The sequence below is a fragment of the Mesorhizobium sp. M0047 genome (assembly GCF_040323315.1).
In the GTDB taxonomy this organism is placed as follows: domain Bacteria; phylum Pseudomonadota; class Alphaproteobacteria; order Rhizobiales; family Rhizobiaceae; genus Mesorhizobium.
The window spans coordinates 303,173-324,558 of sequence record NZ_JAMYUW010000002.1 but is presented as its reverse complement, the minus strand read 5'-3'; the positions used below and the strand labels follow the sequence as shown (position 1 = coordinate 324,558).

Below are 21,386 nucleotides of genomic sequence, written 5' to 3'. Positions count from 1 at the left end.
CAAAGGTGGGCGTCATGAAAAAAGAAAACTCAGCTCTGGGAAAAACCGGGCTCAAGGTGCTCCTGCTGGCAATCGGGCTTGTCGGCCTGGCAGGGCCATCATTCGCGAACGCTATTTCCAGCGATGCAGCCGCACAGGGCGCGCCTCTGGAAAGGGTCCAGACGCCGCCCTGCCTCGGTGGTGTGTCGCTGGCGAGGCCTCAGCCCTGGCAGCCTGCTGCCCCCTACCGCATCGGCATGATGTTCGGCAGCTATGGTCCGGCGATTGCCGATCGTGGCGACAGCCCATCAATGGCGCAAGCCGGGATAGACCCTGTGCAGACCGCATCGATCATTCCGGGCGTGTTCGGGTCGGTCGCCTTGTCGATGCGCAATTTTCCCGTCTCGGCTCGCTGGGCGCCTGTCTATCGGGCAATCATCGCCTGTTCGGCTGGCAGCGACTGCGAGCGCAAGAGCGCGGCTTTCGCCGACATGGTCTCCGTCGCCCAAGGCAAGGGGTTCAGCGAGAAACTGTCCTTCGTCAACAGCGCCGTAAATCACCTGATCGCCTACAGGAAAGACAGCGTCGTCTACGGCAAGCTCGACTATTGGGCGAAGCCGTCGGAAATCCTCGAACGGCGGGCCGGAGACTGCGAGGATTTCGCCATCCTCAAGATGACGGCTCTGCTGAGGGCCGGCATCCCAACGCAAAGCATGGCGCTGGTCGTTCTCCAGGACCGCAAGAGAGGCTTCTTTCACGCAGTGCTGTCGGTGAGCACGGGTAGCGGCACCTTCATTCTCGACAGCCTCAGCAACACCGTTATGCGCGACAGCGATCTGCCGGATTACGTTCCGCTCTATTCGTTCAGCACGGACCGGGCCTGGATCCACGGCTCCAGACAGGGCGAAGCCCAGATGGCCGACATCAAGGGTGGCTTCGCGACCGTCGCGCCGGGCGAAGGTTTTCAGCCGTAGGTCTACTCTGGGGCGGTCAACGCTGGGATTGGCAGCGAACGTCCGGTGAGCGGACCGGTCTAGCCGGCGAAGACGAACGCCATCAGCAACTCCGGCTCGACCACCGGCGCGCGCACCGCATTCAACTGCCCACGGTATCGACGCTCGCCGGCGCCGATGACAAAGCCGGTGGCCACCGGCGTTTCGCCATTGGCATCGAGCCGCGCGAAGATATCAGCCACATTGAGGTCCAGCGCCAGCTTGAGGTCGTTGCGCGCATCATCGCTTGGGGCGATCGGCAGTTGACGCTTGACCAGTTGCTGGAACGGCGCGTTGAACGTCAGGATCTTCTTCGACGATGCCAGCGCAAAGGCCGGTGACGGGCAAGCGACCAGTATGGCATTGATGGTGTTGATCGACGCAAGCCTTCGCAACGTCAGGTTCTCGTCCCCCAACCCACGCATGCAGGCCACCCGGATCGCAGATGTCAGGTTGCCTGTCTGCGCCTGGCTTTCGGCGATCTCGTCGATGAGCATGCCGATCGTGCATTTGCGGACTTCGGCCATGTGCTTCAGCGCCATCCAGAATGCCCGCTCCAGACGGATGCCGCGTCGTATGCCGCCGCGCGCCACGACCCGAAATTCCAGCCCAAAATCCTCGGCCGTGACCGAAGGCAGCAGTCGCTCGCGATCGGGTTGATGAAGGCTGGCGCTACCGCTCACTCATCGCCTCCTCACGCGCCTTGTTGATCGGCTTCAGGAGGTAGTGCAGGATCGTCTTGCGCCCGGTCTTGATGTCGACTGAACAGATCATGCCGGGGATGATCGAATAGGCTTTGCCGTCTCTCAGAAGTGTCGATTTGTCCGTCGACACGCGCACCTGATAGTAGGGTTCCCCTGTCTTCTGATCGACCAGGCTGTCTGCCGTGATGTTCGAAACCTTGCCCTCGATGCCGCCGAAGATCGAGAAATCATAGGCGGTGACCTTGATAAGCGCTTCCTGGTCGGGGCGGATGAACGCGACGTCCCGTGGCGAAACCCGTGCCTCCACCAGCAAGGTCTCGGAGGTCGGCACGATACCGGCCACCACGGCGCCAGGCTGGACGAAGGCGCCGACCGTGTTCAGCTCCAGCGTGTTAACGATGCCGTCCACCGGAGACCGGATATCGGTGCGGGCCACCTTGTCGGTCGCCCCCCTTATGGTTTCATCCACCACCGAAAGGTCCGCCAGCGCCTGGGTGAGGTCGTCCAACGCCTCCTGCTGCAGTTGCAGGCCGAGTTCCTCGACCTGAAGCTGTGCTTCCGTGATCGCCGCCTTGCCCTTCTTGATGGTCTCGCCCGCCAGGTTCAGCTGACCGTTGAGTTCGGTCTGCTCGCGTTCCACCCGGAGCTGCTCGGTCCTTGCCATCAGGCCTTTCTTGACCATCGCGTCGACCAGCGTTGCCTCCTGGTCGCTGACGGCCAGGTTCTTGGTCAGACGGTCGGAATTGGCGATCGCCTCGGCCAGTTCCTTTTCGCGCTGATCGAGGCGAGACTTGAGCACGGATAGCTTGTTGTCGGAATTCTCGCGTCGGGCGATGAGCAGCTTCTGTTCATTGTCGCAGATTTGCGGAGCGATCGACTGAATGTCCTGAGGGCACGGAAATGCGCCCGACAGATTGCCGGCCTGTTCGTATTTCAGCCTTGCTATGCGCACTTCCAGCGCGCGCGCCTTGGCCTGCTGCTCGCCGAGGCTGGACGTGTTGAGCGTGTTGTCCAGGCGGATGATGAGATCGTTCTTCTTGACGATCTGGCCGATCGTCACGGCGATCTCCTGAACGACGCCGGCTTCACTCGCCTGAATGACCTGGGTCTTGGAAGCGGGTATGACCTTGCCGTCGCCGCGTGCGATCTCATCGACTTCGGCAAAGGATGCCCAGGCGACAAAAGCGACGAAGAGCGCTCCTATGATGAATATGGACGCCGACGCGAAAAGCGGCGGTCGATCTTCCCTGGCAAGCATTTCCCACGCCCCAACGCATTGGATGCATTACTGTTTGTTCAATCAGGCGCTTGTTTTCTGCAACGCCTGTATGACTTGGTCCTTCGGACCGTCGGCAACGATCTTGCCCCGCTCGATGACGATCAGGCGGTCGGCCAGTTCTAGCATGCTGAACCGGTGTGTGGAGACGATCAGCGTCGTGTCGCGGTCAAAGGCGACTTTGAGCTGCTTGATCAACTGGCGTTCCGATGCGAGGTCCATCGAGCCCGATGGTTCATCCAGAAAGACGATTTTCGGTTTGGTCAAAAGCAGGCGTGCGATCGCCACCGTCTGCCTCTGGCCGCCGGAAAGATTGGTGCCGCGCTCGCCGACATTCATGTCGTAGCCGCGCGGGTGGCGTGAGACGAAATCGTCGACGCCGGCGGCCTTCGCCGCTTCGATGATCTGCTCGTCGGTAGCCTCGGGGCATGCCATCAGGAGGTTTTCCTTGATGGTGCCCGAGAACAGGTCGCCAGCCTGCGCAACGATGCCGACCGCGGCGCGAACCTCGGACGGGTGATACTGGCGAATATCGATCCCATCCAGCAGCAGCTCGCCGGAAGTCGGCAGGAAAAGCCGGCCGATAAGACGACCCATCGTCGTCTTGCCCGATCCTATGCGGCCGATGATACCGACCCGCTCACCCGGCTTCACCGAGAAATTCAGGCCGCTCAACACCTCGTTTTCCGTGCCGGGATAAACGAACCCGACGTTTCTGAACACCATCGCCCCGCTGCGAATGGGGCGATTGACGAAACCCACAGTGTCCGGCCGGTCTTCCGGCTGAGCCATGATCGAGTTCACCATCCTCAACGAGAGCATGGCCTGGCGGAACCGCGACAGCGTGATGGCGATCTGGCCGAGCGGAGCCACGGCCCGGCTCGCCAGCATCACCGTTCCTATGATCGCTCCTGTCGAAACATGCCCTTCAGAGAAGGCATAAGCACCGGCCACGACCAGCGCGACTGTCACCAGCTGTTGTATGGACTGGGTGATGTTGCCCGCAGCCGCCGAAAGCTGCTTGATCTTCTCGGAGGTGTTGGCGGCGTTCTTGGAGTGCTCCCCCCATTTGCGCAGCAGATACGCCTCGGCGCGCAGCGACTTGATCGTCTCCAGCGTGGAGATGGATTCGACCAGCAGGGACTGGCGTTGCGAAGCTTCGTTCATCGAGGCGGCGACGCGCTTGCCGATGCGACGCTGCGTGATCAGGCCGACGATGACCGACAGCACGAAGGCCAGCGCCGGTATGATCACCAGCCAGCCGCCTATCGCATAGATGACGAGCAGAAAGACGAAGACGAATGCCGTGTCGATGAACACGCTGATGGTGTTCGAGGTGAAGAACTCCCTGACGAACTCATATTGCGTGACCCTGTTTGCGTATTCACCGGTCGAACCGGGACGCGCCGACAGCGACGAGTTCAGCACTTTCTCGAACAGAAGATACGATATCCGAAGATCGGCTTTGCGCCCGGCATAGTCGATGAGGGAAGCCCTGGCCGTCTTCAAAAGCAGGTCGAACAGGATGACGGCGCCAATGCCGATTGCCAGAACCCACAGTGTCGATATCGCCTTGTTCGGCAGGATCCTGTCGTAGACGTTCATCGTGAAGATGGGCGAGGCTATGGCCAGCATGTTGATGAACACCGCCGCCAGGACGACCTTCGAATAGGTGCGCCAGAAAGCGCCCATCGTTCCGGTAAGCCAATGTCTTCGCTCGATCTTGGCTGCCGAGCCGACCGTCATTCCCTCGGCCGCGTTGGCATAGGTGATCGAGAAGGACGCTCCACCGCTGATGTAGCTGGCGGCGAGTTCCGATCTGCCGATTGCGGTGCGGCCGTCTTCCTGGGGCGCGGTGATATACGCACCGTCTTCGGTTTGCGCGAGCAGGGCGATGGGCAACTGGCTGACGCGAAAGACGATGGCGGGCAGGTCGATGCGACCCCTGAGAAAATCGCGGTGGCTGAACTCGGTGACTTCCATGCCGATGCGCTCGGCAAGGTGCCTGATGTCGTCGACTTCAATTCGGGTGTCCGACAGCGGTACGCCGGCGAACAGCACCGTCTCCGCGCTCGGCCGGCCGAGATATCCGGCAACGGCTGAGAAGCAGGCCTTGAACGCCTCCTTGGGAGACAGGATATGGGGTTGCTGGTTCACGATCTGCCCGTCGGAACTCTCGCTGGACTTTGCGCCGTCTTACTTCTTCCTCACCGGGGCGAGAATGTCGAAAGGCAGGTCGTTCTTCTGCTCCGACGGCGTCCGCGCATAGGTCTCGGTGTCTGCGGTTTCCGGTGCCGCAAACTCGGTTCGCGCATAGGCCGTCGCTTGTTTCGCCGGCTTGAGGTTCATCGTTTTCAGCAACTGTCCGGTCGCGGCCAGCAGCCGGTACTCGGCAAACAGCGATGCATAGGACGAGGTATCAGCCAGCGTTGCGGTATTGAACCGCGTATTCTGTGCGTCGAGCACGTCGAGCAGCGAACGCTGTCCGACTTTGAACTGCTCGCGATAGGAAGCGACCAGCTTCTCACTGGAGGCGGCTTGTTGCCTCAGGGTCTTTGCCAGATCGGCTTGCCGGAAACGGCGATCCCATGAGGTGCGAACGGCTTCCTCGATTTCGCGCTGAACCTGATGCAGCGCCAGACGCTGTTCGCTGGTGCGGCGGATCTGCTCCTGCTCGTTGGCCTTGTCGATACCGCCGCGGTAAAGATTCCAGCGCAGGACCACGCGCGCCTGCAGGTCGCTGGTGTCGCCATCGTCGCCGTCAATGTCAGTTCCTGCCCGGGCACGACCTTCAGCGATGATGGAAGGGCCAAATTTTGCCCGTGCAGCATCCACGAGGGAGGCCGCGGCATCGATGTCGCTGTTGGCCATGTGCACGCGCGGATTGCTTTCCCGCGCCAACCCTATTGCCTCGTCAAGCGAGCGTGGGAGCGCGGCCGAGACATCGCCCGGCCTCGAAGGGCTGGTCAGTGGCTTTCCGACGGTCTTGAAGAAGCGGATCTTGGCCGCTTCCAGTTCCTCGGTCGCCTCCTGCATGCGCGCCTTGGCGGCGAACAGCCGTTCCTCGGCCTGTTGGCGGTCGGCCTCGTTCAGCGCGCCGCCCGAAATGCCTTGCCGGATGTCGCCGAGAATCGCCTGGTGGAAGCCGAGATTCTTCTTCGCTTCGGCAACGATCGACGCCTGCAGCATGTACTCCAGGTAATCCTGGACAACGGACAGCCCGATGAATTCGGAGCGTTCCAGCACGCGGAACGAAGCACCATCGACGCGCGATGCCTGGCGGTTCAATTCGGCGCGCCTTGCGCCGCTGTCATAAAGCGTCTGCGAAACCGTAAGATCCGTTTCAGCCGGATAGAGCGCGTCGTCTTCGATGGAAAGCGACCGCCGGGACGGATTGTCGAGCCGGCGAACGCCAGCCGATGCCTCGACGTCGACACTGGGAAGATAAAGCCCCTTGGCCTGCCGCAGCTCGAATTCGATGGCTTCGCGGTTTTCGATTGCCTGTCCAATCTCGGGATTGGATTCCACCGCAACGGCCATCGCCTCCTTGAGCGTGAGCGCATGAGCGCCCCCGAAGGTCAGCATGGTGGCCGCCATCAAAAGACCAAGGCGCTTGCCTATGGTCGACATGCTTGTCGTATTCATATGAACCCACCCTACGGTTTCCCCAGCGCCCCTATTACTTGAGCGCTATGGCCAAGCCAAGGCCTACCTGTCGGGGGATTATTCACAGATTCATGAAATTTGTGAGCGATTATTGGTTTAGCCGCCACTAAAACGGCGATTCAGATCAGAAGAGCGGCGGGATGTAACAAAAATGGCACATAGATATCGGCCCGCTGGGGTTGTATCCGGACGCCGCCACGTGTGGGAAAGCACAAGAAAACGAAAGCTCGCTGGCCGATGCAGCCAGAATCATACCGGCTACTAACGGCCGAAGCGGGGCTGGATCGCTATTTCGGACAGCGCCACGAGGTACAGGCTGACCCCCGCTCCCCTCAACGCGCGCTTAACGCAGTCATACGGTCGAGCGCCGCGGTCAGCCCGTGCAGCGACACCGGGAATGTCAGCGGGGTCTCGGCATCTGTCGTGACATTGAGCTTCAACACCGAGCCTTCCCGCAGTTTTCCAAGCACCGACCGTTCGATGGCAAAGACCGCGAGGCAACCCGTTGGCAGGCAGGTCCTGAAGCGCTGCTGGGACAATGGCGGCCGATCGTCGATCTGGAGCGTCACGCCTGAGTCGAGCAGTATGCCGAAGGGTAGAAGCAGGGTAGCTGTCGTCGAACCGTCCGCGCGTCCCGCGATTTCCACCGCAAGAAGCCTCTGGCCGTTCTGCTGGACCTGGTCCTGCGAAAGTGAGCACACCCTCGCCTTCTCGCGGACGGAACAGGCCACGCTCCAGTCCTGATAGACTTCGCGCAGCGAAGACGGTCCGTCGGGAACCGCCGCCACCTGTTGCTGGGCCAAAGCCGGCGACATCAATGAGAATACGATTGCCCCACACGCGGAGACGGCCTTGAGGCCACGCTTCATGTACAAACCCACTCGCGGATCTTGCATTTGCTTCCCGCCGCCTCGCAGGCCTGCAAAGCGAGGTCTTCCGCTTCACGACGCGTTTCGGCGGAATCCACGCCCCAGGGCGTGAACTGCCGGTCGTTCGCCTTCTCGGCCAAGGCCAGGGCACCGCAGTGCTTGTAGGGAAAGCCGGTATCGTCGTCGTCATTCCAATGGCGATGATTGCGGAACACCGTTACGACGGTGCAATTATCTCCGCCCGCGTTCTTGCAATGCTTGAGCGCGATATCCGACGCCTCCTGCCGCTTGTCGGCGCCCCAGAAGAAGCCGTATTTGACGTCGGTGCTGGAGTAGGCGATCGCCGCCCAGATGCCTTTTTCCTCCTGCGGTGGTGGCGCCGGCGGTTCGGGCGGCGCTTCCGGCAGATCGGCCGAGATGACTTGCCCGGCCCAGAGCAAGGCAAAGCCAAGAACAGCAGCCAAAGGTCCGTATCTCATAGTCAGCAATCCTCTGCAGGAGCCGTCGCCATCAGCTTCGCGTCCTCACTTCGACGCCGAAGCGACGGAGATCACCACACAGCTGTTGCCTGTCGGCAGGAGAAGGGCTTCACCCGCGTTCCCGCCAAGCTCGTACACCTCGACCTTGCCAAGATGGTCGGTGATCTTGCTGCCCTGCGGAAGAACGGAGGGAATCTCGGAACACGGACTGGCGAACGGCGCCACCCGTACCATCGCTCCCTCGCAACCCGAAGCGGTGGGCGATGCGAAAACGACGCCGGCGGCCGGTCCGCTATAGCGCTCGGTCGCATAGTCCATGCCGACAAAGGCCTGAACGGCATGTTTGTCGGCGGCCTGGTCGTTCCACAGCGATTTGACGCTGTATTTGGCGCCGGTCGTCAATATCTGCCCGAGCACCGGGTAGATCGTAGAACAGGCCTGCACACCGGCTTGCTTGACGTGCTCGAGGAAAGGCGTGTCCGGAAGTGCTGGCGCGGCTGCCTGCGCCTGTGCGGCCGTCGCGCCGCCGATCAGGCTGGTCATCGCGACGTAGTTCGCGGCGGCGAAGCCCAGGCCAGCCATCGTCAGCCCCATCAGCGAAAGTGCGAGGACGCGCGGCCACCGCCGCCGCGGCGGCTCAGCGAGCCTCTGCCGATCCGGCTCGACGGTCGGGCTGCGTTTTGCGGACATGAACTGGTCCTGCTGGCTCATGATGCTTCCCCGGTCATTTGATTGGCGAAAGGGCTTGCGTCAGCCCCTTGAGTGTTGCGGTCACGGTGATCGTCTGGCCATCGACGGTCGAATAGGAGATCGCCGGCGTCGCGCTCTGCGATATCTGCTGGCGCATCACGGGCCCGACCGGCAACATGCCGACACAGACCACGTCGTTGCAGCCGTTCAAGTGAACGTCGATCGGCTTCGCCTGTCCGTCGAATTTCAGCGACACAAGGCCGTCGCTCCTGGCGTTCGGCGCGGTGCGCAGGATCATGTACGGCTTGCCGTCCTGCGTGGCCGCAAGCGACCAGCTGAAGGCCATCTTGCCGGATGTGTCCTCGATCACCTGCGAGACATTGCAGACCTTCTTGCGGGCCTTGAGGTTCTCGTCGCAGATCAGCGTCCAATTTTCGAAGGGACGGATGGTCCGCTGGTAGTCCCCCAGTTTCACCTCGGGTGGGACCGCCACGTCCGAGGGCTTGATCCTGTATGTCGAGCCTGCCTGCCCGGCAGCCTGCACGAGGCTACCCGACAGCACCAGACAAGTCAGTGCGGCAAGCCCGAGGCCGGCATGTCTGGTCAGTCTGTTCATCCCCGCCTCAGTTCAAGGTGAAGCTGAGGCCGGCGCCGACCCCGACATCTCCGCCCGCCGCCGTGCCCGAGACATTACCGCGGATACGGCCGTCTTCGCTGGTGTAGCCCGCGCCGAAGGCGAACGCACTCTCGTCCCGCCAGAAGCCGCCGCCGGCCGCCACGCTCAACTTTCCGGGACGGTCGTCGTAGCGCAGCGAGGCTGCGGCAAGGCCGATGGCCGCCGCTTGCCGTGCTTCGTCCCGGATGCCGCTGATGTCCGAATTAAGCTGGCCGAGTTTCTGGTCGGTGTAGTTGTTGGCTTGCTGGAGCGTCGTGCCTGCTACCTGATCGGTATAGGTCTTCGAATCTGCCAGCGTGAGCGACAGCCCGTCGTTGAGTTGCTTGACGTTGACCGCGTCATTGTTCGCGACGCCCGCCCCCACATTGTGGATGACCACCGGAGCGTTCGGATCGCCGCCAGCAAGCGTTAGCGAGTTGGATTTGTTGCCGTCCACGTCCTTGTCGTACTGGACGGAGAATTCAGCGAGATCGCCGACACTCCCCTGCACTGCCTCGACTGCCTGGTTGGTCGCATAGAGCTGGCTGCCGTTGATCGCGTCGGTGGAGGTGGAACTGATCCGGCCCGCCGCCACATTGGTGATGGTGCGCTCGTTGCCGGCGCTGCCGACGCTCACCGTGCTCGTCGGAGCGGTTCCGGCAAACGTGTAGTTGACGCCGTTGATCGTGGTGCCGGTGGTGGCGACCGCCGCCGCCGTCGTCGAGCCCGCGCCGAGAGCGACGCTGCCCGGCTCGTTGGCCGTGGCGCCGGCGCCAAGCGCCATTGCCTGGGCGCCGTTGGCGGTCGAGTTCGTGCCGAAAGCAATGCTGTCGGCCTGATTGACCGTCGCGTTCTGGCCGATCGCGATGCCTCCCGGCGCCGTCTGCTGCACGATGGCGCCGTTGCCGATGCCAATGCCGTTGTCGCCGTTGACGGTCGTGCGCGGGCCAACCGCAACCGAATCGGTGCCGACCGCAAGCGAGTCCGATGCCGTCGAATTAGCGTGGAAATACTTGGTCCCTGTCACCGCGAAAGAGCTCAGCGCGCCCTTCAACTGGCGAAGCGAGACCGCGTCCTGGTCCTCCGTGCCGTCGGCCACATTGGTTATCTGGCGATAGGAGGTGGAGGTGCCCACCGAGACGGCGCCGAGCAGTGTCAGGTCGGTGGTGTTGTAGGGAACGAGGCCGGTGCCGGCGAGGATCGATCCCGATGCGGGCGCTACCGCGCGATCCGAAACAGAACCGGAACCGAGAGCCACGCCGCCGTCGATGCTGACATTGCTGTCGCGGCCGAGCGCCCGGGCGCGGGCGCCCGTCGCGGTCGCCTGGTAGCCGACCGCGGTGGAGCCGACGCCTTGCGCGAAGGAATCGGTCTGCGCCAGGCCCGCCTCGTTGGTGCGGGCATAGCGGATACCGATGCCATTGGCGTCGGTATAAGCAGTCGAGGTATCGCCGGCGATGTTGGCGATCGTGTTGCCGAGATTGGTTAGGGAACCGCCGATGGTGCTGAGCGTGGTGCCGATGGCGTCGACGGCCTGGTTGGTGGCGAACAGCTGCGAACCGTTGATCGCATCCGTCGAGGACCCGCTGATCCGCCCTGCCGCGACGTTGGTGATGGTGCGCTCAGCGCCGACCGCGCCGACGCTGACCGTCGAGGTTGGGTTGGTGCCCTGGAACGCATAGGTCGTGCCGTTGATCACGGTGCTGGGCGTGCCGACCGCCACGGCCGTGACCGAGCCCGAGCCGAGCGCGACGTCGCCTGCATTGCCGGCACTGGAGAGGGCGCCCAGCGCGAGCGCATTCTGGGCGCCGGCATTCGCACCCGCGCCAAGAGCCGCCGCCTGAAAGCCGGTGGCAAACGCATTCTGGCCGATCGCCGTGCTGGACGTGGCTGTCGCATTGGCGTTGGCGCCGACGGCAGTGCTGTATTGGCCCGACGCCTTGGATATGTAGCCCATCGCCGTTGCGTCGAGGGCCGATGCGACGGCGCCGCTGCCGAAAGCCGAGGCATTGGCGTCGGTGGCGCTCGAATTGGTGCCGGCCGCGATGGCGTTCGTCCCGGTCGCGGTCGCGACGGGCCCGATCGCGACGGAGTCCGTACCCGATGCCAAGGAATCCGCCGCCGTCGAGTTGGCATGGAAATACTTGATGCCGCCGATATTGATGTTGGTGATGGCAGCACCGATGGCGTCGACCGCCTGGTTGGTGGCGAAGAGCTGCGAGCCGTTGATCGCGTCGGTCGACAGCGCGCTGACGCGCCCCGCCGCCAGGTTGGTCAGCGTACGCTCGGCGCCAGGAGCGCCGATGCTGACGGTCGAGAGCGGGTTGGTGCCCTGGAAGGCGTAGGTCGTACCGTTGACCACCCCGCTCGCCGTGCCGACCGCCGTCGTGGTCGCCGAGCCCGAGCCGAGCGCCACGTCGCCGGAGCTCGCCGCCGCCGTCGCACCGTCGCCGAGCGCGACATTGCCGGCGAGGCCAGCGGCACCGGCGGTCGAGCCGTTGCCCAGCGCCACCGAGCCCTGCCCGATCGCCTTGTTGTTGTTGCCGATGGCGACCGCGCCGCTGGCCATGTTGGCTGCGGTGGCGGACGCCGTGCCGTCGCTGTTGGCGATGTTGTTGGCGCCGCCGGTGAAGGCGCCGGTGCCGCTGGCGTAGCTCGGATCGCCGATGGCGACCGCGCCGTCGCCATAGGCTTGGTTGCCGAAGCCGATGGCCACGGCCTTGCCGCCATCGGTGATCGCGCCCGTGCCGATGGCGACGGAGTCGGCGGAGAGCGCAGCGGACTGTAGACCGACCGCGATGGCGTTGGTTGCGGTCGCCTGGCTGTCGCGCCCCATCGCAATGGCGTCGGCGTCGGATGCCGTCACGTCCGTGCCGATGCCGATGGCGTTGTCTCCGCTGGCGCTTGTCGCAAAAGTGCTCGAGCCGAGATACACGGAGTTAATTCCGGTTGCCCTCGTCCCAGCGCCGAGAGAGATGGAATTCACAGCGCTGCTTTGGGCGCCGCGGCCGAGCGCGGTACTGTTGAGTCCGGTGGCGCGGGCTTGACGTCCGACGGCAGTCGAATTGTCGGCGTTGGCTACGGTGCCGAAGCCGAGAGCGGTACTGTCTATACCGCTCGCCGTGGCACCCAAGCCCAGCGCGCTTGCGCTCGCGGCTGTCGCCGTGGCGTTGTTGCCGACTGCTGTTGCGGAGACGTCCGTAGCCTGGGCTCCGGAGCCCGCCGCGACCGAGCCCACTCCGCTCGACACGGCCGAATTGCCCAGGGCCAGAGCGAAATTGCCCGAAGCCGTGGCAACATTGCCGAACGCTGCCGAGTCTAATGCCGATGCATTTGCCTGGGGACCAACGGCTGCGGCATTGGCGCCGGCGGCCTGGGCCTGGAAGCCCACGGCTGCCGAATTGGCGCCACTCGCAGTCGAGGCGGCGCCCATCGCGGTGGCGAAAGCGCCAGACGATAGCGAATTGGTGCCGATGGCGATGCTATTGGGCAAGGCCGTGTTGGCCTGAACGCCTGCCTGCGCGCCCAGGCCGAGCGCGATCGACTGGTTACCCCAGGCGCTGGCGTTCCGGCCCATCGCCGTGGCGCCCGTGCCCGTTGCCTTGCTTTGGCGTCCGATCGCAGTGGCGTCGACCTGAGACGCCAGTACGTCCGTGCCGAGGGCGATGGCGCTGTCTTGAAGGGCGCCACCTCCCGCAATAGTTCGGTTGCCAAGATTGATGGCGTTGACCGCGGTCGCGGTCGACTGGAAGCCGATGGCGATGGCATTCTGGTTGCTTGCGACGGCGCTATTACCTTGAGCAATCGAATCCAGCCCGGACGCTGTTGCACCAAACCCGAGCGCGGTGGCGCGCAGTCCGGTCGCCCGGGTAACATAGCCTATCGCCGTCGAGTTCGTTCCGTCGGCACGCGCGTTCAGGCCAAAGGCGGCCGCGCCGGCGGCTGCAACCGAATTGACGCCAATGGCGCTTGCCGCGTCCCCGTTGGCCTTGGCATTCCCGCCCAGGGCGAGGGCATTGACGCCGGTTGCGCCTGCGAAGACACCTATGCCTATGGAGTTGAGGCCATTGACACTCATTGAATAGCCGATGGCGATCGTAGCGTCGCCCGTTGCACTGTTGGAGGTGCCCAACGCCACGGCGTTATTGCCATTCGTCGTGGCACCGTTACCGATGGCGACGGCGTTGCCGCCTGTCGCCGAACCGCCGCCAGCCTGGTATTGCGCCTGGGCCGGCGCGGAGAGGCCGAGCGCGGCGAGCGCGGCAAGGCCGCCGATCGCGCCGGCCGAACGCACACTGCCGCCGACGCCCAGCGTTCCCAGACCCATATTCTTGCGGCCGAGGCCGAGCACGCGGTGCGCCATGCGCAGCACCGCCATCAGGCGGCGGCGCGTCGAGCGAGAGCCATGACCGGCGCCCGCGATCCAGTGCCCGGCGAAATTCACCGCCCGCGCAAACGAGCCATTGGAAATGTGATTGTCGGTCATGGTCCCTCTCCGCCCGCCTGTCGGCGTGAAAATGTCTGACAATACGAACTGATGCTAAGAAGCCATGATTCTGGCTTGCGGTATTTCACGAAATTGCTGTCTCGTGACAAAACATCGGCGCAGGACCGTAGAGGTTAACGGCTCGTTACTTTAGTAATCGCTTTAATAAGAGATCATCCGCCAGCGTCAAAGTACTTGCGCAATCTACCGGTCCGCCTAAGCTTCCCGCCTAAGCTTTCCGGACCGCGCTTGCAATGGCGTGACACCGCGATACTTCTTCATCATCGTGGTAAAATGGCTCTGGCTTGAAAATCCGCAGAGATGAGCGATCTCCGCGATGGTCATGCGCCTGTCGAGAAGCAGTCTTTCCGCGAAGTCCAGCCGCAGATCGAGAACATACTGGTGCGGCGGCGCCCCGAACGTCTTCGAGAAAGCCCGCATGAAGTGATAGGGCGAAAGCCCGCAAACCGCGGCCATTTCGGAAAGTGCCAGCTTGCGCGAAAAGTTCTCGTTCAGGAATTCCTGCACGCGGCGCGCACCGCGCACCGAAAGCCCGCCTTTCACGTTCAGCGTCGGCTGTCGCGTCGCATCGGTCCCGGAAGTCGGTTCCCGGGGATCATCATGGCGCCGCATGGCTCGGCCTCCTGATCTTTCCCGAATGGAACTCAACCTGATGCGGCATACGTCGTTCCCTCGAAAACAATTCGTGATTGATCGAACTGGACCTGTGCCGGCTCTCACGCATCATATGCCGGAGGGACAAGCGTTGAACGGTCAATCGGTCCCGGCGCCGGCAATCCCGGTCGGCTCGGCAGCGGCGGACGGTATCGAGAGCCCACGGGCCGGCTTTGCCGAACACGGACAGTTATGCGAGCCGGCAAAATCCCTGAGGAATGCTGGTCGCCAGAAGCTTCCGCGATCCAGTCGCGCGGAGACATCGCGCTCCCGCGCTGGGCTGCCCTTCTCGGGCTTGCACTTTCCGCAATAACGCCGAACACAGGTCGGGATACTCGTCCCCGACCGCCGCCCCGGAAAGCGCCGCCTTCCCAGGTCTCCGCATGTTTCATGGGCCTCGCCTCAGCCGCCTCGCCGTTCGAAATCCCCTTTAGCCCACCAACCCGGGAATCAAACTAACGCACATGCTAAGGCTATGGAAGAACTTCCATGCGCAAAGAAAGCGTTTTGTCCGGGAAAAGGGAGGTCCGATACTGGACGCAGTCGAAGATCTTGCGGGCCTGCTGAATATCGCCAGCTATTGCTGATCCTCGCGACGCTCCTCGTACAGATTCCATGCAAGTTCGACAAGGCCGAGAAGAACATCCTCCTCGTTCCAACCGACCGCGACCGCCGCCTGAACGATTTCGCGCACGAGCGGCAACAACTGGCGCCGGCATTCGGCCGATAATTCGACGTCGTCGTCACCCATAGGAGGTCCGCCGAAGTTGAACTCCATCATTCGCGGCCCCCCTCGCCCTCGACCGAAACGTTACATCATTGTTTTTTATTCCCGCTTGCATACAACAAGTCCGCCGCCAAGCATAGGAAGCCTTCGACAACCGGAGGCTGCATGGAATGACGTTGCGTCAGCTCGTCTCTATGCTTCGCCGCTCTGCCCAAGGTTACAATTCTTCGGCCAGGCCGCCTGTCGCCGGCACTGAGTATCTCTTCGCGATATCGAACGCTTGCCATCGCAATTTGCCTGGCAAGATCACTTCAGCACATGATCGGCCGCATTGCCTTCTGCAATCGCGCGCTGGATAGTCTCGGCCATGTTGGAGACCCTGGCGACTCATTGGCCCCAAATTCTCGCGGTCATCTCCGTGGTGATGGCGACCGCCGGCATCGTTCACGCCGTCATGACCAAGGAGGATGTCCGCGCCGCCACCGGCTGGGTCGGCGTGATGGTGCTGTCGCCGATCCTCGGCGTGCTGATCTATGCCGTCGCCGGCATCAACCGCATCCGTCGCGCCACGATCACCGCACAGCGTCCGCTTGCCGGCAACGCTGTATCCGCCAAGCTTGAGCGCGACGTCGCCGCCGAAGAGGCCCTTATCGTCGAGCGATACGGGCAGCGGTTCACCGGCTTGAGAACACTGGGCGACAGGGTGGCGCGGCGCGCACTCACTCCGGGAAATGCCATAGAAGTACTGGAGACCGGCGACGAGGCCTATGCCGCCATGTGTGCGGCGATCGATGGCGCCGAACGCAGCATCCTGCTCGAAACCTACATTTTCGACAATGACGCCGTCGGCCGGCTCTTCGTCGAAACGCTGGCCGGCGCGGTCCGGCGCGGCGTCGCCGTCCGCGTGCTGATCGATGCCGTCGGCGCCCGCTACTCCGTGCCCAGCATCCTTGGCCATTTGCGCGAGGCCAAAATCCCCGCCGATGTCTTCAACGGCAACATCGTCATGGGCCTGCGCCTGCCCTACGCCAATCTCAGGACCCACCGGAAGATCCTCGTGGTCGACGGCATCGCCGCCTTCACCGGCGGCATGAACATCCGCAAGGGCTTCTCCGCCGAATTCGCCGGCTCCAACAGCGCCAGGGACACACATTTCCGGGTGACCGGTCCGGTCGTCGCCGACCTCTTTTCGGTCGCCGCCGAGGACTGGCGCTTCGCCACCAACGAAGCGCTGAAGGACGATGCGTGGCGTATTGCCCCGCTGTCGCCGGCACCCGGCGTGCCGATGCTGGTGCGGGCCGTCGCTTCCGGCCCGGACGCCAGCAACGAGACCAACCACAAGCTGCTGATCGGCGCATTCTCCGTCGCCCGCAAATCGATCCGCCTGATGTCGCCCTATTTTCTGCCGGATCGCGAACTGATCAGTGCGCTGATAACAGCGGGCAGGCGAGGTGTCGAAATCGACATCGTCGTGCCGGCGGTGAACAATCTTTTCCTGGTCGACCGTGCGATGACGGCGCAATTCGACCAGGTGCTGAAACATTATTGCCGCGTCTGGCGCACGGAAGGACCTTTCGACCATTCGAAACTGGTTTCGATCGACGGCGTGTGGGCCTATGTCGGCTCTTCCAATCTTGACGCCCGGTCGCTGCGGCTGAATTTCGAAATCGACCTCGAAATCCTTGATGCCGGCTTTGCCAGCGAGATCGAAGCGCGCATCCGGTCGGCGCTCGCAACGGCCGTACCGGTCACGCTGGAAGCGTTGAAGGCCCGGCCGTTCCTCATCAGACTGTTCGACCGGGCCCTCTGGCTCGGTTCGCCCTATCTCTAGATGGATTGAGCCCTGCCTCTGGATGAGAGTGAACCCATCTTTACCAAAACGACGTGTTAGGCGGATAGTTTGATGCCGATCATGGAATATGGACTGAAAGACTCTATCTGAAGTGCATGGTGAAAGCAGCGGCCATGGTAGGCACACGATGCGCGTGACCGGACGCAGCCTCCCGGCAAGTATGCTGTTATCCATTCGTGACCGCCGGATGCGGAAGGCAAACGTTGCCGCACTCAAGACCACGGCCATCACCGGCACGCTGGTTGCCTCCTACAATGTCCACAAATGCATCGGCGTCGACAGGAAGTTCGACCCGGAGCGGACCGTCCGCGTCATCCGCGAAATCGATCCGGATGTCATTGCGTTGCAGGAAGTCGACAACCGCTTCGGCGACCGTATCGGGCTTCTCGACCTGGCTCGGCTCGAGCGCGAAACCGGCCTTGTTCCGGTGCCGATTTCCGCGACCGGCAAGGGCCATGGCTGGCATGGCAATGTCTTGCTGTTCAAGAAGGGCGTCGTTCGTGACGTGCACCAGATCAGACTTCCGGGACTGGAGCCGCGCGGCGCGTTGGTGGCGGAGATCGACCTCGATGGAAGCCAGACGCTGCGCATCATCGCCGCCCATCTCGGCCTGCTGCGCCGCTCGCGCTCCCAGCAGGCACGTGTCGTACTCGACCTGATGAACAGCCCGGACGAAAAGCCGACCTTGCTGCTCGGCGACCTCAACGAATGGCGCCTCGGCAACCGCTCTGCGCTCAATACGCTGCATGCGTCGTTCGGCCCGCAGCCGCCGGCGGTCCCCACCTTCCCCTCGAACCTGCCGCTGCTGGCGCTCGACCGCATCATGGCCAACAGGCATGGCATGATTGCCGCCGTCGACGCGCATGACACGCCGCTTTCGCGGGTTGCATCCGACCACCTGCCGTTGACGGCCTTTGTCCAACTGGAGCGCATGGCCGGCGCCGATAACGGCTTGATGTCCCAGGCGTCGCAAAGCGTGTAGATGTCCTGTGGAACGCCCGGTTCGTCCACGAGTTGATAGGTCTTGAGTTCGCAGGAGGACCGAATGAAGAAATTGATTTTAGCTTCCGTATTGGCATTCGCCGCAACGGCCGCGGTGGTGGCACCGACGCAAGCCGCAAGCGTGATTATCCAGTCCGACGACGACCAATATTCACCGGACGACCTGTATTCACCGGATGATCAGTTCGACAATGGCGAAATCATCGTTCGCCGCCATCACGACCGGCGTATTTACGACAACCAGTATGATGACGACCAGAACGCGCAATATGGCGACTACAGCGACGGCGAATATCGCCGCCACTACCGGCATCACCGCTGCCACATCGAACTGATCAAGCACTGGCGCCACCACCACAGGGTGATCGAGGAGGTCCGCGTCTGCGGCTGATCTTCGGCCGAGCCAACCGGCTGGCGGCGCATGCCAGGGTTTGCTCAGCCAAACGGCTGACCGCGCGCCGCAATGATCACACGGCGCCTCCGGCGACTTTCGGCGCGGGCGTCATGAACGGGTCGCTACCCGGACAGGGCCTAACCTCGCTATTTGATACCCTCTGGACACAGCTGCCGAAGGCTGAAAAATTTGGAGCGCAACTCGCTTTGGAGTCGAGCCGGAACACCAGGAGATGGCGCTGAGATTGGAAGACATTGCCGGCCATCCGGCGTTGCATCGGTGCGTTCAGGAGCAGTCGCTGGCGCTGATCCAGATTTATCAGGACAGCCCGCGGCTGGCTTCGATTTTCGCCACGCAGCAGCGTTGGCTGATGGGCCATGTCGGCCTCGCCATGCATTTCAGGCGCGACCCGCATGACCGTCGCAAGGAGCTGACGGTATCGCGTTTCATCGAGTTCGTGCACCAGCACGCGGTGGCTAGCCGCAACACGGCCGACGCTTTCATCAAGGAGATGCTGCACTACCACATTGCCGAATACGTGTCGGGTGGCGACGGCCGTACCCATCCCTTGCAGCCGACAGCGGCAACCGTGCAGACTTTTACCGGCTGGGTCCTTGCCCATTTGCGGACGCTGGATCGCCTCGACGGCGCTGACCGCTTGGCCAGATTCCTGGAGCATCCCGAAATGGTTGCCAGGCTGCAGCCTCTGGTGGCGGACGGCCTGCTAGCCTCCGCGCCGGTGCGCGAACCCAACCAGACCTTTTCCCTGTTCATCTGGCTCAACAATGGCGGCATCGTCATGGACTGGCTGATGTCGGGCATCGACCCCGATCATGCCGGCCTGGAGCGGATTGCGACCAGCGTGGTTTCGATCGGCGATTTCGCCAAATGGCTCAAGCTGTCGCGCACCCACCTTGCCCGCAAGCTGCGCGCTGCCGAGAATCTCGGCAGCATCGGCTGGCTCGGCCAGCGCGGCCATTCGGTGATGTGGGTGTCGAGCACCTTCTACCAGGAATACATGACCGTCCAGGCCGCCAAGCTGGCCATAGTCGATGCCTCTTTCGACGCGGCTTTTGGCCAGCCGGCAGGTAGCTGATCGGCTGGGCATCCCCGTGCGGAAGATGCCCAGGGCAACGAACTCGGGTTATCCTTCGCAGCCTTCGCCGGCGCGGCTGACGAAAACGAGAAAACCCGCCTGCGCGGCGGGTCACTGGCGCAAATCAGCACCATGGATGAATATGTAACATAGCTGAGGTCACGGAGTCAAGAAAAAATTCCTATCGTGAAAAGCTACCGGCACAAAAGCTGCCAATGCCCAACGCGGCCCTCGTCAGTCGATATCGAACGAGACGCCCTGGGCGAGGGGCAGTGCCTTTGAGTAGTTCACCGTGTTGGTGGCGCGCCGCATATAGGCCTTCCACGCATCGGAGCCGCTCTCGCGGCCGCCGCCGGTTTCCTTTTCGCCGCCGAAGGCACCACCGATCTCAGCGCCCGAGGTGCCGATGTTGACATTGGCGATGCCGCAGTCCGACCCATCGACACCGAGGAAGCGCTCGGATTCCAGCAGGTCGCGGGTGAAGATCGACGACGACAGGCCGGCGCCCACCGCATTGTGCTCGTCGAGCACGGCGTCGAAATCCGAATATTTCATCACATAGAGGATCGGCGCGAAGGTCTCTTCCGTTACAGGGGCCACCTGCCTGGGCATCTCGACCAGGGCCGGATGCACGTAATAGGCATCCGGGTGACCATTCTCGACCCTTGTGCCGCCGGTCACCTTGCCACCGTGGGCGGCGGCTTCCTTCAGCGCCTTCTGCATGTTCTCGTAAGCTGCCTTGTCGATCAGCGGCCCGACCAGCGAGGAGGTCTCCAGCGGATTGCCGACCGAGACGCTTTCGTAGGCCTTCTTGAGACGTGGAACCAGGGCATCGTAGACGCTGTCATGCACGAACAGGCGCCGCAGCGTCGTGCAGCGCTGGCCTGCCGTGCCCATCGCTCCAAAGGCAATCGCGCGCAGCGCCATGTCGAGATCGGCTGTCGGGCAGACGATGCCGGCATTGTTGCCGCCAAGCTCCAGCACCGCGCGCGCAAATCGCCTGGCCAGCCGCGGGCCGACGTCGCGGCCCATGCGGGTCGAGCCGGTGGCCGACACCAGCGGCACCTTGGGATGATCGACCAGGATCTCACCGACGGCGCGGTCACCGATCAGCACCGGCGCCAGTCCCTGCGGCGCGTCAGCACCGAAACGCTTTACCGCGCGTGCAAAAATCGCCTCGCAGGCAAGCGCCGTCAGCGGCGTCTTCTCCGACGGCTTCCACACCACCGCATCGCCGCAGACCAGCGCCAGTGCTGCGTTCCACGACCACACCGCGACCGGGAAATTGAAGGCGGAGATGACGCCGACGACGCCGAGCGGATGCCAGGTTTCCATCATGCGATGGCCGGGACGCTCGGTAGCGATGGTCAGGCCGTACAATTGCCGGGAGAGGCCGACGGCGAAATCGCAGATGTCGATCATCTCCTGCACTTCGCCGAGTCCTTCGGACGGGATCTTGCCGACCTCGATCGAGACCAGCCGGCCAAGCTCGGCCTTGTGCGCGCGCAACTCCTCGCCGAGCAGCCGCACCAGTTCGCCACGCCTCGGGCCGGGCACCAGCCGCCACGCCTGGAAGGCCTTGTGCGCGGCATCGATGGTCTTGGCCGCATCGGCGGGCGAGATCGTCTTAAGCGCCGCGATCTGCTCGCCCGTCACCGGGCTGCGCACCATCAGGTCACCGCCGACAAGCGCATCCTTCGCCACACCCAGTTTCGCCAGAAGCTCGGTCGTTTCCTTCGCTATCGTCATTTTTTCCCTTTCGGATCCATCGCCATCAGATGGCGTTGAACCAATGCTTGCGCAATGTCGCCCGCGTGCCGGTCAGCACTTCGGGCACAGTCATG

The 21,386-nt window shown here is 63.1% G+C and carries 17 protein-coding genes; 5 read left to right on the top strand and 12 right to left on the bottom strand.

Features of this window, described 5'->3' with window-relative positions:
- The first annotated feature begins 14 nt into the window (after positions 1-14).
- Positions 15-953, top strand: coding sequence for a transglutaminase-like cysteine peptidase (locus tag NKJ89_RS03295; RefSeq protein WP_352599808.1), 939 nt, complete (start codon positions 15-17; stop codon positions 951-953).
- 59 nt (positions 954-1,012) lie between these two features.
- Here the strand turns inward: NKJ89_RS03295 and NKJ89_RS03290 are convergent, their stop codons facing one another.
- From NKJ89_RS03290 to NKJ89_RS03240, 11 genes are all read right to left on the bottom strand, one after another.
- Entirely contained in the window at positions 1,013-1,654 is a 642-nt protein-coding gene (locus NKJ89_RS03290) for a ribbon-helix-helix domain-containing protein (RefSeq protein ID WP_023760610.1), read from the bottom strand.
- Positions 1,644-2,933 carry an HlyD family type I secretion periplasmic adaptor subunit gene (locus NKJ89_RS03285; RefSeq protein ID WP_352599806.1) on the bottom strand — a complete coding sequence of 430 codons (1,290 nt, stop codon included), beginning with the start codon at positions 2,931-2,933 and terminating at the stop codon, positions 1,644-1,646. The genes NKJ89_RS03290 and NKJ89_RS03285 overlap by 11 nt, the downstream gene beginning before the upstream one ends.
- A 42-nt stretch (positions 2,934-2,975) precedes the next feature.
- Positions 2,976-5,108, bottom strand: coding sequence for a type I secretion system permease/ATPase (locus NKJ89_RS03280; protein ID WP_352599804.1), 2,133 nt, complete (start codon positions 5,106-5,108; stop codon positions 2,976-2,978).
- A 39-nt stretch (positions 5,109-5,147) separates the two neighbouring features.
- The gene (locus tag NKJ89_RS03275; RefSeq protein WP_352599802.1) at positions 5,148-6,596 is read right to left on the bottom strand and encodes a TolC family protein; all 1,449 of its coding nucleotides are present in this window, start codon (positions 6,594-6,596) and stop codon (positions 5,148-5,150) included.
- A 353-nt stretch (positions 6,597-6,949) separates the two neighbouring features.
- Positions 6,950-7,486 (bottom strand): invasion associated locus B family protein, encoded by a 537-nt coding sequence (locus tag NKJ89_RS03270; protein ID WP_352599800.1) that lies wholly within the window; start codon positions 7,484-7,486, stop codon positions 6,950-6,952.
- The gene (locus tag NKJ89_RS03265; protein WP_352599798.1) at positions 7,483-7,965 is read right to left on the bottom strand and encodes a DUF4189 domain-containing protein; all 483 of its coding nucleotides are present in this window, start codon (positions 7,963-7,965) and stop codon (positions 7,483-7,485) included. Before NKJ89_RS03265 ends, NKJ89_RS03270 begins: the two co-directional genes overlap by 4 nt.
- Before the next feature lie 45 nt (positions 7,966-8,010).
- A complete protein-coding gene (locus NKJ89_RS03260) occupies positions 8,011-8,676 on the bottom strand; it encodes a hypothetical protein (protein ID WP_023760604.1) in 666 nt (221 codons plus the stop codon).
- Positions 8,677-8,689: 13 nt separating this feature from the next.
- A complete protein-coding gene (locus NKJ89_RS03255; protein WP_023760603.1) occupies positions 8,690-9,271 on the bottom strand; it encodes an invasion associated locus B family protein in 582 nt (193 codons plus the stop codon).
- Between the two features lie 7 nt (positions 9,272-9,278).
- Positions 9,279-13,796, bottom strand: a complete 4,518-nt coding sequence (locus NKJ89_RS03250; RefSeq protein WP_352599796.1) for a YadA-like family protein — start codon at positions 13,794-13,796, stop codon at positions 9,279-9,281.
- Positions 13,797-14,012: 216 nt separating this feature from the next.
- Complete coding sequence (locus tag NKJ89_RS03245; RefSeq protein WP_023761637.1) at positions 14,013-14,429, bottom strand: helix-turn-helix transcriptional regulator; 417 nt, start codon at positions 14,427-14,429, stop codon at positions 14,013-14,015.
- 619 nt (positions 14,430-15,048) lie between these two features.
- Positions 15,049-15,252: a hypothetical protein gene (locus NKJ89_RS03240; RefSeq protein WP_352599794.1), complete on the bottom strand. Its 204-nt coding sequence runs from the start codon at positions 15,250-15,252 to the stop codon at positions 15,049-15,051.
- 313 nt (positions 15,253-15,565) lie between these two features.
- On the opposite strand from NKJ89_RS03240, the gene NKJ89_RS03235 reads away from it, so the two are divergent.
- The 4 genes from NKJ89_RS03235 to NKJ89_RS03220 all read left to right on the top strand — a co-directional run bounded on the left by NKJ89_RS03235 (position 15,566) and on the right by NKJ89_RS03220 (position 19,542).
- Positions 15,566-17,029, top strand: coding sequence for a phospholipase D-like domain-containing protein (locus NKJ89_RS03235; RefSeq protein ID WP_352599792.1), 1,464 nt, complete (start codon positions 15,566-15,568; stop codon positions 17,027-17,029).
- Between the two features lie 148 nt (positions 17,030-17,177).
- Positions 17,178-18,032 carry an endonuclease/exonuclease/phosphatase family protein gene (locus NKJ89_RS03230; RefSeq protein ID WP_352599790.1) on the top strand — a complete coding sequence of 285 codons (855 nt, stop codon included), beginning with the start codon at positions 17,178-17,180 and terminating at the stop codon, positions 18,030-18,032.
- A 63-nt stretch (positions 18,033-18,095) separates the two neighbouring features.
- Positions 18,096-18,443 carry a hypothetical protein gene (locus NKJ89_RS03225; RefSeq protein WP_352599788.1) on the top strand — a complete coding sequence of 116 codons (348 nt, stop codon included), beginning with the start codon at positions 18,096-18,098 and terminating at the stop codon, positions 18,441-18,443.
- A gap of 235 nt (positions 18,444-18,678) precedes the next feature.
- Positions 18,679-19,542 (top strand): hypothetical protein, encoded by an 864-nt coding sequence (locus tag NKJ89_RS03220; protein ID WP_352599786.1) that lies wholly within the window; start codon positions 18,679-18,681, stop codon positions 19,540-19,542.
- A gap of 234 nt (positions 19,543-19,776) precedes the next feature.
- On the opposite strand, the gene amaB is transcribed toward NKJ89_RS03220, so the two are convergent.
- On the bottom strand, positions 19,777-21,291 hold the full coding sequence (amaB, locus tag NKJ89_RS03215) for an L-piperidine-6-carboxylate dehydrogenase (protein WP_352599784.1): 1,515 nt from the start codon (positions 21,289-21,291) through the stop codon (positions 19,777-19,779).
- Positions 21,292-21,386: the final 95 nt, after the last annotated feature.

Bases quoted from the DNA above. Each gene is read 5' to 3' on its own strand.
- NKJ89_RS03295 (WP_352599808.1), top strand. From the start codon at position 15: ATGAAAAAAGAAAACTCAGCTCTGGGAAAAACCGGGCTCAAGGTGCTC.
- NKJ89_RS03285 (WP_352599806.1), bottom strand. From the start codon at position 2,933: ATGCTTGCCAGGGAAGATCGACCGCCGCTTTTCGCGTCGGCGTCCATA.
- NKJ89_RS03275 (WP_352599802.1), bottom strand. From the start codon at position 6,596: ATGAATACGACAAGCATGTCGACCATAGGCAAGCGCCTTGGTCTTTTG.
- NKJ89_RS03270 (WP_352599800.1), bottom strand. From the start codon at position 7,486: ATGAAGCGTGGCCTCAAGGCCGTCTCCGCGTGTGGGGCAATCGTATTC.
- NKJ89_RS03265 (WP_352599798.1), bottom strand. From the start codon at position 7,965: ATGAGATACGGACCTTTGGCTGCTGTTCTTGGCTTTGCCTTGCTCTGG.
- NKJ89_RS03260 (WP_023760604.1), bottom strand. From the start codon at position 8,676: ATGAGCCAGCAGGACCAGTTCATGTCCGCAAAACGCAGCCCGACCGTC.
- NKJ89_RS03255 (WP_023760603.1), bottom strand. From the start codon at position 9,271: ATGAACAGACTGACCAGACATGCCGGCCTCGGGCTTGCCGCACTGACT.
- NKJ89_RS03250 (WP_352599796.1), bottom strand. From the start codon at position 13,796: ATGACCGACAATCACATTTCCAATGGCTCGTTTGCGCGGGCGGTGAAT.
- NKJ89_RS03245 (WP_023761637.1), bottom strand. From the start codon at position 14,429: ATGCGGCGCCATGATGATCCCCGGGAACCGACTTCCGGGACCGATGCG.
- NKJ89_RS03240 (WP_352599794.1), bottom strand. From the start codon at position 15,252: ATGATGGAGTTCAACTTCGGCGGACCTCCTATGGGTGACGACGACGTC.
- NKJ89_RS03235 (WP_352599792.1), top strand. From the start codon at position 15,566: ATGTTGGAGACCCTGGCGACTCATTGGCCCCAAATTCTCGCGGTCATC.
- NKJ89_RS03230 (WP_352599790.1), top strand. From the start codon at position 17,178: ATGCGCGTGACCGGACGCAGCCTCCCGGCAAGTATGCTGTTATCCATT.
- NKJ89_RS03225 (WP_352599788.1), top strand. From the start codon at position 18,096: ATGAAGAAATTGATTTTAGCTTCCGTATTGGCATTCGCCGCAACGGCC.
- NKJ89_RS03220 (WP_352599786.1), top strand. From the start codon at position 18,679: ATGGCGCTGAGATTGGAAGACATTGCCGGCCATCCGGCGTTGCATCGG.
- amaB (WP_352599784.1), bottom strand. From the start codon at position 21,291: ATGACGATAGCGAAGGAAACGACCGAGCTTCTGGCGAAACTGGGTGTG.